General features: G+C 69.1%; 11 protein-coding genes. 7 read left to right on the plus strand and 4 right to left on the minus strand.

Features of this window, described 5'->3' with window-relative positions:
* Positions 1–27 precede the first annotated feature (27 nt).
* On the plus strand, positions 28–1149 hold the full coding sequence (locus tag WMF29_RS33490; protein WP_437324179.1) for a DegT/DnrJ/EryC1/StrS family aminotransferase: 1122 nt from the start codon (positions 28–30) through the stop codon (positions 1147–1149).
* 205 nt (positions 1150–1354) lie between these two features.
* Here WMF29_RS33490 and WMF29_RS33495 read toward each other — a convergent pair whose 3' ends face one another.
* Positions 1355–2110 (minus strand): class I SAM-dependent methyltransferase, encoded by a 756-nt coding sequence (locus WMF29_RS33495; RefSeq protein WP_437324180.1) that lies wholly within the window; start codon positions 2108–2110, stop codon positions 1355–1357.
* 743 nt (positions 2111–2853) lie between these two features.
* Between WMF29_RS33495 and WMF29_RS33500 the strand changes: the two genes are divergently transcribed.
* On the plus strand, positions 2854–4176 hold the full coding sequence (locus WMF29_RS33500; RefSeq protein WP_437324181.1) for an ADP-ribosylation family protein: 1323 nt from the start codon (positions 2854–2856) through the stop codon (positions 4174–4176).
* Between the two features lie 178 nt (positions 4177–4354).
* Positions 4355–4519, plus strand: coding sequence for an RNA polymerase sigma factor (locus tag WMF29_RS33505; protein ID WP_437324182.1), 165 nt, complete (start codon positions 4355–4357; stop codon positions 4517–4519).
* 112 nt (positions 4520–4631) lie between these two features.
* Here the strand turns inward: WMF29_RS33505 and WMF29_RS33510 are convergent, their stop codons facing one another.
* A complete protein-coding gene (locus WMF29_RS33510; RefSeq protein WP_437324183.1) occupies positions 4632–4919 on the minus strand; it encodes a hypothetical protein in 288 nt (95 codons plus the stop codon).
* A 488-nt stretch (positions 4920–5407) separates the two neighbouring features.
* On the opposite strand from WMF29_RS33510, the gene WMF29_RS33515 reads away from it, so the two are divergent.
* Positions 5408–5827, plus strand: a complete 420-nt coding sequence (locus WMF29_RS33515; protein WP_437324184.1) for a hypothetical protein — start codon at positions 5408–5410, stop codon at positions 5825–5827.
* 125 nt (positions 5828–5952) lie between these two features.
* The gene (locus WMF29_RS33520) at positions 5953–6318 is read left to right on the plus strand and encodes a hypothetical protein (protein WP_437324185.1); all 366 of its coding nucleotides are present in this window, start codon (positions 5953–5955) and stop codon (positions 6316–6318) included.
* A 68-nt stretch (positions 6319–6386) separates the two neighbouring features.
* On the opposite strand, the gene WMF29_RS33525 is transcribed toward WMF29_RS33520, so the two are convergent.
* Positions 6387–7034 carry a YkgJ family cysteine cluster protein gene (locus WMF29_RS33525; RefSeq protein WP_272095190.1) on the minus strand — a complete coding sequence of 216 codons (648 nt, stop codon included), beginning with the start codon at positions 7032–7034 and terminating at the stop codon, positions 6387–6389.
* A gap of 80 nt (positions 7035–7114) precedes the next feature.
* On the opposite strand from WMF29_RS33525, the gene WMF29_RS33530 reads away from it, so the two are divergent.
* Positions 7115–7843: a glutamine amidotransferase gene (locus tag WMF29_RS33530; protein ID WP_437324186.1), complete on the plus strand. Its 729-nt coding sequence runs from the start codon at positions 7115–7117 to the stop codon at positions 7841–7843.
* A gap of 75 nt (positions 7844–7918) precedes the next feature.
* On the opposite strand, the gene WMF29_RS33535 is transcribed toward WMF29_RS33530, so the two are convergent.
* Positions 7919–8626, minus strand: coding sequence for a TetR/AcrR family transcriptional regulator (locus WMF29_RS33535; RefSeq protein WP_437324187.1), 708 nt, complete (start codon positions 8624–8626; stop codon positions 7919–7921).
* A gap of 382 nt (positions 8627–9008) precedes the next feature.
* Between WMF29_RS33535 and WMF29_RS33540 the strand changes: the two genes are divergently transcribed.
* On the plus strand, positions 9009–12617 hold the full coding sequence (locus tag WMF29_RS33540; RefSeq protein WP_437324188.1) for a BadF/BadG/BcrA/BcrD ATPase family protein: 3609 nt from the start codon (positions 9009–9011) through the stop codon (positions 12615–12617).
* Positions 12618–12624: the final 7 nt, after the last annotated feature.

Genomic DNA, 12624 nt, shown 5'->3' on the forward strand with positions numbered 1-12624 from the left:
TTTGACATTCATCCATTGGGGGACTATATGGGAGCCGCATTTCTTCCTGTCGCCAAGCCCGATCTGACCTCGCTCGAGGAGCGCTACGTGCTCGACGCGCTCCGCTCCGGCTGGGTCTCCTCAATCGGTGAGTACATCGAGCGCTTCGAGGCCGGGTTCGCGGCCCTGTGCGGCGTCAAGCACTGCGTGGCCCTCTCCAACGGCACGGTCGCGCTGCACGTGGCGCTCGCGGCGCGCGGGCTTCAGCCCGGCGACGAGGTCATCGTGCCGGATCTCACGTTCGTGGCCACCGCGGCCGCGGTGGTCCACGCGGGCGCGACGCCGGTGCTCGTGGACGTGGACCCGCGGACCTGGTGTCTGGATCCGGAGCTCGTCGAGCGCGCCGTCTCGCCGCGCACGCGCGCGATCATCCCCGTGCACCTCCTGGGCCACCCGGCCGACATGACGGCGCTGCGGAAGATCGCCGATCGCGCGTCGCTGTTCCTGCTCGAGGACGCGGCCGAGGCGCACGGGGCCCGGTGGGGCGGGCGCACCGTCGGGAGCATCGGAGACGCCGCGTGCTTCAGCTTCTATGGCAACAAGCTGCTCACGACGGGCGAGGGCGGGTGCATCACGACGAACGACGCGGGCTACGCGCAGCACGTGCGGTTCCTGAAGGACCACGCGATGAGCCGCGAGCGCCGATATTTCCACCCGGCGGTCGGCTACAACTACCGGCTCACCAACCTGCAGGCCGCGATAGGGTGCGCGCAGATCGAGCGCTTCCCCGAGCTCCTCCAGAAGAAGGCGAATCTCCTCGCGTGGTACCGCGAGGCGCTGGACGGCTCCGGGATCGCGTTGAATCCGCAGTCGAAGGGCGCCGAGACGGTCTGCTGGCTCGTCGCGGCGCTGCTGCCGGGGGAGTGGTCGGGCGAGCGGCTCGACAAGGTGATGGGACGCCTGCGAGAGAACGGGATCGACTCGCGACCATTCTTCGTGCCGCTCCACGAGCTCCCGCCCTACCGCGGGCTCCGGTTCGAGCGAGGCGCGGAGGCCGTCGCGAGCAGCCTCGCCGTCCGCGGGATCTGCCTCCCCTCGTCCATCAGCCTCACGCGCGCGGACGTCGAGCGCGTGGCGAGCCAGCTGCGCGCGGCCCTCTCCAACGTCTAGACGGGACGCGAACGCGTCGACGGTGATGTCGTCACGTGAGCTCTTCGCGCCGGCGGCTTCCGCGACAGCGCGACGGAAGGTGTGGGAATCTTGCCCGCGCACCCGATCGATCGCTCAGGATCGACATCACGCATGAGGAGCATCGCTTGGTAGGAGCAAGCGAGAGAACAGGCATCGCCGATGGCCCGGCATCGCGCGGGGGCGCTCAGGCCGTCAGCTCGAGGAGCTGCAGGTAGCTGAGCCGGCGCGTGGCCGGGACCCGACTGTAGAGATAGTCGTCGAGACGGGCGATCGCCCCCGTGACGCGAGAGAAACGCGGTGCATTCCTGAAGACGTACGTGTTGATCATGCGCAGGAACACGAGCTCGGCGAAGTGCACCGAGACGTCCGAGAACTGTCCTCGCAGGATGTCGATCTCACGGGGCTCGAGGGGATGCTCCTCGTCGTCGCCGTGCTTCGGGATGCCGTACTTCCCGACGAGGTTGCGCCGCGCGAACATCAAGAGCGGGTTGCGAGCGCTGTTCTCCACGAACAAGGCCCTGCCGCCCGGCTTGACGACGGAACGCAGCACGCGCGCGAACTCCTCGAACGGCTCGAGGTGGTGCAGGATGAAGATGCCCGCCACGAGATCGAACCGCTTGCCGAGGCTGCCTATGTCATGTGCCGGGAGCGCACGCCCGCGCACCCGATCGCCAAAGCCCATCCGCGCGGCGTTCGCGAGCGTGTTTTCGACCGCAGCCGGCGACAGATCGACAGCGGTCACGTGGGCGCCGCGGCCCGCGAGGTGCAAGGTGAGCTGGCCGGGCCCGCAACCCAGGTCGAGCACCTGGAGTCCTTCGAGGTCGCCCAGGAGCGACACGAATCGCTCGATGGTCGGCCCCTCACCGAGCCTCGGGATCTCGCTCGATGCACCGAGCTCGACGTACTTCGATTGCCAAAACTGGGCTGAAGAAGAGCTCACGCGCGCCCCTTTCTGCGGATCTTCACGCACGCCTGCAAGGAAGCAAGGATACGATCGTCCTCGAAGGCGCGGTGAATTTTACTCGGGAGGCGTTCGGCGCGCGGGCGTCTCGACCAGACACGGCCGGCCGCAAGACAACCGCTGCGAGCGATAGCCTCATTGCAGGAGTTTGATGCCGCGGATGTAATCGAGCAAGGGAAACTCGGCGGTCAGATATGCGTTGCCCTCGGTGTCCATTCGCTCCGGCGCCGGGGATTGCCGTTTGGGTTAGAAGTCGCCGTCCCCCGCGTAGAGACGATCGGCGACCTCGAGCTCTCGCTGGCGACCGCCTCCGCGGCCTACGCCGGTGCCGGCGCCCATCTGGGCAGCGGCTTCGTCACCCTCACCCGACGCCAGCGCCACCAGGGAGCTGCCTCCGGAGACACGAATATTGCCGGTTGAATTGTCCTAGGGGCCGACGGCTGCATCAGCGTACAGGGCACTGCCTGTGATGTGCACTGCGTGCTGAGCGCGCACGCCAGCATCCGTGTACGGCCAGGACGCCCGCCTCCGTCCAGCGCCTCGATCTCGCGGCGCCTTGCTTCGTTCCAATCGTGTCCAGGCCGCAGATCCGCGCGGACGTCGAGCGCGTCGCGAACCAGCTGCGCGCGGCCCTCTCCAACGTCTGGACGGGACGCTCATGAAAGGTCTTGTCCTCGCTACCGGCACCGCCCGGGCCGGCTTCGCGTAGGATGGCGAGCGCCATGAGCAACCCGGAGATCGAGGCAGCGCTCGCGCTCGCGCGCGAGCGCTGGGAGAAGATGTTCCCCGTCGAGGACGAGCGCGCCAAGCTCGCGAGCTGGGACCCGCCGCACTTCGCGCCGGGGCTCGGCCTCGTGGCGGAGTTCAGCCTCTTCGAGGCGCGCACGAACCGAGGGCCGTCCGGCGAGCTGGTCGTCGTGCCGCTCGCGCGGATGGGCGAGCCCGCAGCGGCGCTCGACGAGCTCGCCGCGACGCTCGAGGGGCTCAGGTCTCGCGGCGTCGCCTCGCAGCTCGACGCGCCGCTCGAGGCGACGGTGGGCCTCGCGCCGGCGCGCTACACGGAGGGCATGTTCGCGACCGACGAGCTCGGGGCGCGCCGCCGCGCCGAGGCGCTCGCGTCGATGAACGCCCGCTTCGAGGCCGTGGCCACGCGAATGAAAGAGGTCTATGGCCTGCGGCTGCCGCGCTACCTCGCGACCTTCGCGGCGTTCTGGCGCAGCCTCGACGAGATGGAGCGCCGGGGCATGAGCGACCTCGGGCGATCGCCGGGCGGGATCATGATCTGGTTCGAGGACGGCGGGCTCGAGCGGAAGACGCGCGGCGGGCTCGACCCGCGGCTCGAGTGCCGGTTCCGCGCCGACCCGCCCGAGCTGGTCACCGTGATGTGGGGCGACTCCGACGGGCTGCACCATGGCCTTTGGTACGACGACCCCGCGGATCCGCCAACGTGCATCGCGCACAATTATGCCCGCGACTCCGCGGAGACCTGGAGAGACAGCGAGCCCACGCCCCTCGCGGTGCTCGCTGCCCGCGCGCGCGAGCGCATCTCGAGCCCTGACGAGCAGGAGCCGGCGCCGCTGCAGGTGTACGCCGCGCTCGCCGCGATCGAATGGTTCGAGGAGGCCGACCGCGAGGCCCTCGCCGAGGACCCGCCCGCGCAACGCTGGCTCGAGGCGGACCGCATCCCGACCCTCGGCACGTTCGGGCCCGCGCTGCCGCCCGGCGCCGGGAGCATCCGCGTGGGCTCGCCCGACGAGCGCGTGAAGGCGTGGAAGACGCAGCCGCCCCGCGTGCAGAAGTGGATCGAGTCGGCGAAGCGCGATTGCGCCGAGGGGCGGCCCGCGGCGGCGCTGACGTTCGGGCTCGACCTGCACTGGCTCGATAAGGAGGAATACCGCGACGCCGCGCTCGAGCTGCTGGTGATGGCGTACGAGGAGCTCGGACGGCGCGCGCACGCGGAGACCGTGAAGGTGCATTATGCGCACCGCGATCTCCGGACCGTGGGGGTGTTCCTCCGGCCGGGCGAGGAGGATGGCGGACCGTAGCGCTGCGAGCGGCTCAGAAGCCGTTCACCGCCTTGCGCCGGGCACCTCGGCTCGGTACTGTGCTCGCTCATCACGACCGATCTGCGAAGTCACGAGCCCTCGGAGCGATGACGTCGTGCGTAGAGCCAGCCTTGCCATCGCTCCGTCAGAGCGTGTCGGTACTGACGAAAGTGAGGTGGTGCGCGCGCTCATCGAAGGGGAGCCGTGGGCGGCAACCGCGGTGTGGAACGCACATGCGCCCAAGGTGTTCCGGATCGTCGCGCGCGTGCTCGGGCCCGGCGCCGACGCAGAGGACGTCACCCAGGAGGTCTTTCTTCGCGTGTTCTCCAGAGTATCGGGCTGAGAGACCCCGATGCGCTGGGGCGCCCTGGTACGCGGCGGCCCTCATGCAGTTCAACAATGCGCCCGACAAGGCGAGCGTCGCCGCTGGGCTCCACGAGCTCGCTCGAGACAGCTCAAGGACCCGCGTCGCGCGCGCGGTACTCGGCGATCATCTCCTTCGTCACGTCGTGATCATAACAGAGAGGCGCTGCGCCTCCCGGCCGCGAATAAGCGCTGCGCTTGCCGCATTGCCTGCCCGCTCGATCGGTATCGTAAGGACACGGGCAGCTCCCGCTGTACGCCGCTCGTGACTCGGCGATGAGAGCCTTCCGGATCGCGGCGTCCGTCTTCGGGGCATCTGCCTTGGCCGACGACGCCGCAAACAGCGCCATTCCAACGACGAGCCAGTACCCATGCCGCATAAACAGGCATCGTACCGACCCTCCGGAACCTCACAACATGTTCTTTCGTTCAGGTGCCCCCGTGTGTTCACATCGGCCGAACGGCTCCCCCGTGGGGCCGTCACCGCCCTCTGTGCCAACGTCGGTTGAGACAGGCTCCCACTGGAAATCTGTCGTGCGAGGGCGGAGAATGGACCTGACCCGCGCCGCAGAACACCAGGCGATCGACGCGCAGCACGTTCGCCTCGTTCTCGTTGCCAGACGCCCGGGTTACCCAGCGTGCGATCGACCTGCTCGACGCCACTCTTCGCCGTGATCTTCGCCAGATTCGCGTAGAATCGAGCGGAGTGAACAGGTCGTCGACGTCATGTGGACCTCTCATCGATGCTCCGCAGCGGTCGCCCACCCAGGCCGGTGAGCAGCTCGAGCTGCGCGCGGGCTGTCAGGTCGTCGAGGCGACGGCGGATGTCGCGGTAGGGTATTGGAGCTCCCTGGCCACCGCGGTCTGGATGAAGACGACCCACCCGCACCACGCCGCCTCCCTGAGGGCGGCGATCGTGGGGGCCCAGGCAAGCTCCCCGTCCCGCAAGGTGTGGCTGCTGCAGATCGTGACCCCTGAGGCCATCGTACCCGACACGCGCAGCCGCAGCGCTCTCGCCGGGATGTTGTGTTCGGTGGATGGCATCGTGTCCCACTCGGCGGTGATCCACATCGGGTCGGGCTTCCGCGCGGCCCTCGTGCGCAGCATCGTCACGGGGCTCAACGCCCTGGGACGCCAGCAGTTTCCACATTGTGTCTTCGCCACCCTCGAGGAAGGCGTCGCCTGGCTGGCCACCCACGGCCTGCCGGACCGGGCGGCCGCCCATCGCGACCTCTCGGCGTTCCATGAGGCCGCGGTCGCGGGCCAGCTCACGAGCGTTCGGACGTGAGCGCCCGGCCCAGAGCATCGTGGCCTCGATCCTCGCGTTCCCGCGCGTCCGCGGCCACGTTCTCGACCGATCGAGAGACTCTCCTCGTCTTGACGGGCGCGCCGCGACCAGGGATCCTCGCCGGCATGCGTTTCGCCGCGTTCGGGGTGATCCTGTTGCTCGTGGGCAACGCGCACGCCGAGTCGACGGCGCCGGCGCCCGCCGTCGACACCACCCGGCGCGACGTGGGCACCGGCCTCTCCGTGGGCGGGCTGGTCCTCGGCTCCGTCGGAGCAGGGATGTTCTTCCTCACCCGAAGGAGCGGCGACGACTCCTGCGGTTGCGCGTCTCGCGCATGGGTCTTTCCCACCGTGCTGATGAGCGCCGGAGGCGCGATGGTCCTCACGGGTGTACCGCTCTGGATCACGGGTCAGATCAAGCTCGATCGCGCCACGACCCAGGCGGAGCTGCAGCTCGGTCCGCTCGGCGGAAGCGTCCGGCTCCTGTTCTGAAGGCGTGCGACGCTCGCCCCGCCGCCCCCGCCGTCACGTGACCGCGGGCCCCGCGGCGAGCCCGCCGCTCACCGCTCCACCGGCGCCCCGTCGCGTATCCCGAGCGTCTCCTCGCGCGCCGACAGGCACGCCTCGCTCCCCACGACGAATGCGCGGCAGTTGTCCGGCCTGATCTCGTAGATGGCGCAGCGCCGGTCCTCGCAGAGGTGCTGGCACCGCCCGCTCGCCGCGAAGCGCAGCGTGATCTTCCCGTCCCGCGCCCGCCGCACGTAGGTGCGTCCCGTGAGGTCGCCGCGCCCGGCCTCCCGGAAGCGCGCGAGGTCCACCTCGTCGAGCACCACGTTGGCGTCGTGGCAGCAGGCGCCGCACGCCAGGCAGTCGAGCGCCACCTCGCGGAGCGCCCCGGGGTGCGTGCTGTCGCGCTCGCACCAGTCGAGGACCGAGCCCTCGTACTGCCGCTTCACCCGCGCCGTCGCGAGCCCCTTGGCGGGCCCCTCGCTCACGCGGCGAAAGCGCTGCTGCTCGATCGACAGGAGCGACCACAGCCCGAGCTCCGTGAGCTTCCCGTCCTCGCCGATGGAGAGCAGCAGGTCCACCCGTTCGTCCGGCAGCACGATGGCGGCGTGCCCGCCGGCCCTCACGTGCGCCGCTGCGCGGCTCAGGAAACGCGGGCGAAACCGCCGCCAGACGGGGCGAGACACGACGTACGCGGACATCGGGGCGCATCTTCGCGCTCCGGCCCCGCGCTGCCAAGCCCCGCCCTCGCTCGACGGCCGCGCTGCGCTATGTTGGAAGGGTGCGACATCGCAAGAAGATCGTCATCGTGAAGACCGGTGAGCCCGTCCCCCCGGTCCTCGAGCGGCGCGGTCAGTTCTCCGTCTTGATCGAGCAGACGATCGGCGCCACCTGGAGCGGCGGATACGCCACCGTCGATGCCCGCACGGACGAGCTCCCCGCCCCCGACGCCCCCGAGACAGCCGCCTTCGTCGTCACCGGCTCGTCGGCCAACGTCCCCCACCGCGAGCCCTGGATGCTCCGCTGCGAGGCGTGGCTGCGCGGCGTCGTGCAGGCGGGCACCCCGACGTTCGGCATCTGCTTCGGCCACCAGATCCTCGCCCAGGCCCTCGGCGGCGAGGTCGTCCGCAACCCGCGCGGCCGCGAGATCGGCAGGATCCGCGTCCAGCGCCGCGCCGACGACCCCCTCTTCGACGGCCTGCCGTCGAGCTTCGAGACGCACGCGACCCACGTCGACACGGTCGGCACGCTGCCCGAGGGCGCCACGAGCCTCGCGTTCACCGAGCTCGACGACCACCAGGTCATCCGCTTCACGAGCGCCTGCTACGGCGTGCAGTTCCACCCCGAGATGGACCACGACGTCATCGCCGGCTACATCGCGTGGCGGCGCGAGATCCTGCAGGCCGAGGGCCACGACGTCCCGGCGCTCCTCGCCCCCATCGCGCCGGATCAGCTCGGCACACGGACGCTGCACAATTTCATCCGGCACGTGGTCGTGCGCGGCGCTTGATCCCTACACAGCCGACCTGACCGGGGTAGTCCATCCCCTGACTGACGCGCCGGTCATCTCGAACTGACGTGCCGGTCAGTCCCCGCGCGACCTGGCCCGCCGACCGCGCGACGGGCTCGCCCGCTCCGGCGCCTCGCCGGGGGCGTCCCCCGCCGCGGGCGCGGCGCGCTCGCCCTCCGGGCGCCGAGCCGCGAGCCCGGCCGCGGGGTCCATCCGGAGGTAGCCGCGCCGCAGGAAATCGTGGAGCGCCGTGACGATCCGCTCGCGCGGGCGGGCCTGCTCCTCGAGGGCGTTCTCGAACAGCACCTCCTTCAGCGCGCCGATCGTGAACGTCGCGTAGAGCTCGGTGTCCCCCGGCTCGATGACGCCGAGCCGCTGCCCCTCCGCGAGGCTCTGCTGCAGCAGGAGCTTCACCTCCTGCCGGAAGGCCCGCAGCTCCTTGACGAACGCCGGGTCGAGCCCGGCCGCGTGCGACAGGAGGATGCTCGTCAGCGCCGGATCGTCGAGCAGGACGGCCACGATCGCGCGGATGTTGTGCTTGACCTGCGCCTCGACGTCCGCCGACGGGTCCACGCGCAGGATGGCGCCGCCGAGCCGCGAGAAGAGGCCGCGCACGAGCTCGCCGAACACCGAGCGCTTGTCGGGGAAGTAGAGGTAGAACGTCCCCTTCGCGACCTTCGCGAGCGCGACGATGTCGTCGACCTTCGCCTCGTGATACCCCTTCTCGGAAAACACGGTGCGCGCCGCGCGGAGGAGCGCTTGGCGGCGCTCGGCCTTGTCCATGGGCCGGTCGCTTTACCATCACCGGCCCGCCATCTGGGGATCGATGTCTCCCCTCCGGCGTCGAGCAGGCCCGCCGCCTGAAAAGTTCCGGAAAATTCGCGGAACAGCGCACGACACGCGGATGCTGGCGGGAACCGCGCGCAAGCAGACGCAACCAAACGCAAGCAGACGCAACCAGCCGCAACCGCCCGCCACCGAGCGCCGCGTCGGAACCTTGCACCCTGGACGCAGCGACGGCCCGAGATGGCCGAAAAACAGCGTTGCGCGACGACCAAGACGCACCGGATTGCTTGATTTCCCGGGCACCCCGTTGTAGCCATCACGACTGACCAGCCAGTCAGTCGGACGCTGGGGACCGGCGACGGCGGTGGGAGGAGCCCCGATGGGAAGGCAGATCCAGGAACCGGTCGTGGTCGGCATCGACGTCGGCTCGACGACGGTGAAGGCCGTCGTGCTCGATCCGCAGACGCTCGAGATTCTCTGGAGCGACTACCAGCGGCATCAGACCAAGCAGCCGGAGAAGGTGCTCGAGCTCCTCGAGACCATCGAGGCGTCGTTCCCCGCGTCGCCGAGGGACAGCTGGCGGGTGTTCATGACGGGCTCCGGCGCCGCGCCCCTCTGCCCCGGCCTGGGCGCCAAGTTCGTCCAGGAGGTCAACGCGGTCACGCTCGCGGTCGAGAACCTGCACCCGGACGTGGGCAGCGTCATCGAGCTCGGCGGGCAGGACGCGAAGATCATCATCTTCCAGCGCGACGAGAAGACGGGCGACAAGACCGCCGCGCCGTCGATGAACGACAAGTGCGCCTCCGGCACGGGCGCCACCATCGACAAGTGCATGATCAAGGTGGGCCTCCCGCCGTCGGAGGTGGTGAAGATCCACTTCGACGACTCGAAGCTCCACCACGTCGCCGCGAAGTGCGGCGTCTTCGCCGAGACGGACATCGTGAACCTCGTGAAGAGCGGGATCCCCTCGACGGAGATCCTCTGCTCCCTCGCCGACGCGATCGTCCTCCAGAACCTGTCGGTGCTGACGCGCGGCTCGACGCTGAAGCACAAGGTGATCCTGCTCGGCGGCCCCAACACCTACCTCCCCTTCCTCCAGGAGTGCTGGCGCAAGCGGATCCCCGAGACCTGGGACGAGCGCGGCTACAGCTGGCCGAAGGACCGGCCGGTCGAGGAGACGATCTTCGTCCCGGAGAACTCGCAGTACTACGCGGCGTTCGGCGCGTGCGTGTACGGGCTCAAGGAGGCCCCGGAGGTCGGCCTCTACGCCGGCAAGGCGGGGCTCATCGAGTACATGACGAACGGCAGGAAGGCCCGGCTCGGCGAGAGCGCGGGCCCGCCGCTCGTGAAGACCCGCGACGAGGTCGACGAGTTCCGGAAGCTCTACAGCATCCCGAGGTTCACGCCGATGAAGCTCGCGCCCGGCCAGGTGGTGCGCGGGGTCATCGGCCTCGACGGCGGCTCCACCTCGTCGAAGGCGGTGCTCATCGACGAGGACGGGAACATCGTCTGCAAGGCCTACCAGCTCTCCAAGGGCAACCCGATCCAGGACGCGAAGGAGCTCCTCTCCCAGCTCCGGCAGTACGTGCTCGATCAGGGCGCGACGCTCGAGGTGCTCGGCTTCGGCGGCACCGGGTACGCGGCCGACGTGCTCCAGGAGTGCATGCGCGCCGACGTCAACATCGTCGAGACCGTCGCCCACATGATGAGCGCGGTGAAGTTCTTCGGCGACGTCGACGTCATCTGCGATATCGGCGGACAGGACATCAAGGTCCTGTTCATGAAGAACGGCGATATCGCGAACTTCCGCCTCTCCAACTCGTGCTCTGCGGGCAACGGCATGTTGCTCCAGGCGATGGCCGACCAGTTCGGCCTGAAGGTGACCGACTACGCCGACACGGCGTTCGGCGCCGAGCTCGCGCCGAAGTTCAGCTACGGCTGCGCCGTCTTCCTCGACACGGACCGCGTGAACTTCCAGAAGGAGGGCTTCTCGAAGGAGGAGCTGCTCGCCGGCCTCGCCCAGGTGCTGCCGAAGAACGTGTGGCAGTACGTCGTGCAGATCCCGCGGCTCGCGGCGCTCGGCACGCGCTACGTGCTGCAGGGCGGCACGCAGTACAACCTCGCGGCGGTCAAGGCGCAGGTCGATTACATCAAGGAGCGCGTCCCCGGCGCCGAGGTGTTCGTCCACCCGCACACCGGCGAGGCCGGCGCGCTCGGGGCCGCGTTCGAGACGCTCCGGGTCGTGAAGCGCAAGGGCCAGTCGACGTTCATCGGGATCGACGCGGCGATCGCCCTCGAGTACACGACGAAGAACGACGAGGAGACGGTCTGCCACTTCTGCCCGAACGAGTGCAAGCGGACCTTCATCGACACGAAGCGGCCTGACGGGACGACGAGCCGCTACATCTCGGGCTTCTCGTGCGAGAAGGGCACCGTCGAGAGCGAGCAGGCGATGCTCGCGCTGGTCGCCGAGCGGAAGAAGATCGCGAAGCAGTTCCCGAACCTCGTCGACTACGAGTCGAAGCTCGCCTTCCGGCACTTCTACGCCACGGCGCCGCTCCCGGAGGACGGCGCGCCGGTGAAGGACACGGTCGTCAAGAAGGGCTTCCTCGGCATCCGCCGGGTGGAGACGACGCGCCCGTTCCGGCGGAGCGGCACCGAGGTGCGCGAGCGCCTGCGCCGCGTCCGCATCGGCATCCCGCGCGTCCTCAACATCTACTCGACCGGCCCGTACTACCGCGCTTACTTCGAGGCGCTCGGCATCCCCAAGCAGAACGTCGTCTTCAGCGACGCGACGAGCGAGGAGATGTGGGTCGAGGGCGGCAAGTACGGCTCGATCGATCCGTGCTTCCCGTCCAAGGTGGCGCAGGCCCATGTCCACAACCTGCTCTTCCACCACCACTCGGACGAGAAGAAGCTCCATTACATCTTCTTCCCCATCCTCACCCATGTGCCGAGCTTCGGCGAAGGGGTGATGGACAAGACGAGCTGCCCGATCGTCGCGGGCGTGCCGGACGTCATGAAGGCGGCCTTCACGAAGGAGGTCGACTTCTTCAAGACGCGCGGGATCGAGTACCTCGATCCCGCGCTCACGTTCTCCGAGATGACGCTGACGGCGCGCCGGATGTTCGAGACCTGGGGCCCGCGGCTCGGCATCACCGAGGACGAGAGCGATCACGCGCACCGCGAGGGGATGCGGGCGCTCTCGCAGTTCGAGCGCGATCTCCAGGACAAGGGGCGGGCGATCCTCGAGACGGTCGAGTCCGAAAATCGCGTCGCCATCCTGATGATCGGGCGGCCGTACCACTCCGATCCGGGCCTGAACCACGGCATCCCGGAGGAGTTCCAGGTGCTCGGCTATCCGATCCTCTCGGTGCGATCCATCCCGCGCGACATGGAGTACCTCGCGAGGTACTTCAAGGACGAGATCGCGACGGGCCAGCACCCGCTCGACATCAACGACGTCTGGCCGGAGAACTACTCGGCCAACAGCGCGCAGAAGGTCTGGGCGGCCAAGTTCGCCGCCCGCCACCCGAACGTCGTCCTGCTCGATCTCTCGAGCTTCAAGTGCGGCCACGACGCGCCGACGTACGGGATCATCGACAGCATCGTGAGCTCGAGCGCCACGCCGTACGCGGCGCTGCACGACATCGACGCCAACAAGCCGGGCGGCTCGATCAAGATCCGCGTGAAGACGTACGCGCACAGCCTCAAGCTGCACGAGGAGGCGCTCGAGGACGCGGCGAAGAAGAAGGCGCAGCTGGTCCAGCGCATCGAGGAGAAGCGGCTCGAGCTGCTCCAGCTGAAGCGCGACCAGCAGGCGGCGCGCAAGATCACGGATCCCGCGCTCGAGCGGGAGATCGCGGCGCTCGCCGAGAAGGTCCGGAGCTACGTCGCGCCGGTCTCGCCGCCCGAGGCGCCGAAGACGGGCCTCGTTCAGCTCAAGAAGAAGCAGTCCGACGGGACCGTCGTCCCCCTGGAAGCCTGAACCACGT

This window comes from Sorangium sp. So ce381 (assembly GCF_051473845.1).
In the GTDB taxonomy this organism is placed as follows: domain Bacteria; phylum Myxococcota_A; class Polyangia; order Polyangiales; family Polyangiaceae; genus Sorangium; species Sorangium atrum.